The organism is Rhodococcus sp. ENV425 (genome assembly GCF_002887785.1).
In the GTDB taxonomy this organism is placed as follows: domain Bacteria; phylum Actinomycetota; class Actinomycetes; order Mycobacteriales; family Mycobacteriaceae; genus Rhodococcus; species Rhodococcus aetherivorans.
The window spans coordinates 4,281-6,992 of record NZ_PCZU01000235.1; the positions used below are offsets into that span (position 1 = coordinate 4,281).

Here is a 2,712-nt window from a genome sequence, read left to right on the forward strand (position 1 = left end):
CTCGGCGTTGACGACGGTGACCACCCCCTCGGTGTCGGCGCCGATCACCCCTTCCCCGATGCCGTGCAGCACGACCTCCTGCTCCCGGACCAGCTCGGCGAGCTGCTCGGGCTCGAGGCCGAGGGTCAGCCGCTTCCACCGGCGGGCCAGCAGCGCCGATCCCGCGGCGCCGCACGCCAGGGCGCCGGCCGCGACGAGCGCCGCCTGCGCGACGTCCTCGCGCAGCTCCGACCGGACGCGGTCGGTGGCGATGCCGACGCTGACCTCGCCGACGACCCGCTCCGAGCCGGGGGCGACGACGGGCACCTTGGCCCGGACGGAGTCGCCGAGGGTGCCGCGCTCGCTGCGCACCACCTCCCGTCCGGCCAGGGCCTCGTCCGGGTCGGTGCTGACCCGCAGACCGAGCAGCCGCGCGTCGGGGTGAGCCAGCCGCAGTCCCTGCTCGTCGGTGACCACCACGAACAACGCGCCGGTGGCCGCGCGCACCGCCTCGGCGGCCTGCTGGACCGTGCCGGTCGCGAGCTCCGGGTTGCCGGGTGCGACGACTCCGTCGTCGGCGGCCGCGAGCCGGGCCACCTCGGCCCGGACCGTGGCATCGGCTGCGACGGTCCGGGCGACGGCGAGGGCGCGTTGTCCGTATTCGTCGGTGACGCGGTCCTCGGTGGTGGTGACGAACGCCGCGAACCCGAGTCCGAGCGCCACCGCCACCACGGCGGACTGCAACAGCAGCACCTGGGTGCGCAGCCTCACGACGCCTCCGGCAATTCGGGGTCCGACACGTTGATCCGTTTCTCGCGACGGTACGTCGGTGCGGAGCTCAGCCGAGCGGGATCTGGCCCAGGAGGATGCCGACGGCCAGCATGGTGAGCGACACGAGCGTCGCACGCCACAGCACCTTGCGGTGGTGGTCGGCGAGCTGGACGCCGGCGAGGGTGACGAGCAGCAGGATCGCGGGCACCAGCGGGCTCTGCATGTGCACGGGCTGGCCGGTGATCGAGGCGCGGGCCATCTCGACCGGTTCGATCCCGTACTGGGCGGCCGTCTCGGCCAGGACCGGCAGCACGCCGAAGTAGAACGCGTCGTTGGTCATGAAGAAGGTGAACGGGATGCTGAGCACGCCCGTGATCACGGCCAGGTAGGGGCCGAGCGCGTCCGGGATCGCGCCGGTCAGCCACTGCGCCATCTCCTCGACCATGCCGGTGCCCTGGAACACACCGGTCAGGACGGCGGCCGCGAACACCATGGCCACGACCGACACGATGCTCGACGAGTGCCGGACGATCGCCTCGGACTGCTCCGACACGCGCGGGAAGTTCACGGCCAGCGCCAGACCTGCGGCGATCATGAACAGGACGGGGATGGGCAGGATGTCGAGCCCGAGGACGACGAGCAGGGCGACGGTGAGCAGCGCGTTGAACGGCAGCAGCCTCGGTCGCAGGGTCGCGCGGGTCGGGTCGAGACCTGCGACGAAACCGCCGGTCTCGTCGTCGCCGGGCGCGTCCGGGCCGGATCCGCTGCCGGCGCCACGCGAACCCGAACGACCCGCTCCCGTGGAGCCGCCGCGGCCGGCGCCGGCCAGGACCGGCTCAGCGGTCCACACCAGCTTGCCGAGGCGCCGGCGCTCCATGACACCGAGGTGCAGCGCGAACCCGAGCACGACGACCAGGCCGACGAGCAGCGACGGGATCATCGGGACGAACACATCCGACGGGGACAGGCCGAGCGCGCTGGCGGCGCGGACCGTCGGGCCGCCCCACGGGATGATGTTCATCGTCGCGTTCGACAGGCCCGCGACAACCGTCAGCACCACCGGGCTCACCCGCAGCTTCAGGTACAGCGGCAGCATCGCGGACGTGGTGATGATGAAGGTGGTCGAGCCGTCGCCGTCGAGGGAGACGACCATCGCCAGCACTGCCGTCCCCACGACGAGCCGCGCCGGGTCGTCCCGGACGAGCCGCAGGACGAGCCGCACCAGGGGGTCGAACAGCCCCACGTCGATCATGATCCCGAAGAAGATGATCGCGAAGAACAGCAGCGCGGCCGTCGGGGCGAGGTCGGTGACCCCGTCGACGATCATGTCGCCGAGATCGGCGCCCGCACCGGCGAACAGGCCGAAGGCGACCGGAACGAGGATCAGCCCGACGACGGGAGTGGCCCTCTTGGACAGGATCAGATACATGAAGACGGCAACCATGAGGAAGCCGAGGAAGACAAGCACGATCTGCTCGCTTTCGTCGGTGGACGGTGCGGAGGGGGTTCGAGAATCCGGGTCGTCGCCCGGTGTGATCTCTGCTACACGGAAGTGTGGGGCAGGCCACTGCGGGTGGTCACCGTTGCGTGCGATAGCGCCGTTGTGCGCATTCTGCTCGAGTGCATTCGCCCCGGTCGGCGGGTTTACCGGGACCGCATGAGGGGTACGCCTTCTGCATGGGCGCACGGGGCGACAAGGGTGGCCGGACCGCATCCGGCAGCCCCGGCCGAACGGCTACCAAGGCCGCGGACCGGGGCAGCTCGACCAGGACGACCGAGCGGCCGCGTCGTGCGGCCCCGTCGTCCGAGACGGCGAAAAGGCCGACGGCGTCGGCCACCGCCGGCCGGGAACGAGCGCCCCGCAGACGCTCGTCCGCCACGAAACCGACCGCCGCGAAGTCGGCCGCCACGAAGTCGGCCGCCACGGAATCGACCACGGCGGCACCGCGGCGGACGGCGTCG

At 71.9% G+C, this 2,712-nt stretch carries 1 protein-coding gene and 1 pseudogene; both read right to left on the reverse strand.

The annotated features are described in order from the left end of the window. Positions 1-750, reverse strand: a pseudogene (locus CQZ88_RS31445) (histidine kinase); the annotation flags it as partial. Positions 751-817: 67 nt separating this feature from the next. Next, entirely contained in the window at positions 818-2,218 is a 1,401-nt protein-coding gene (locus CQZ88_RS20255) for a CitMHS family transporter (RefSeq protein WP_065922944.1), read from the reverse strand. Positions 2,219-2,712 lie beyond the last annotated feature (494 nt).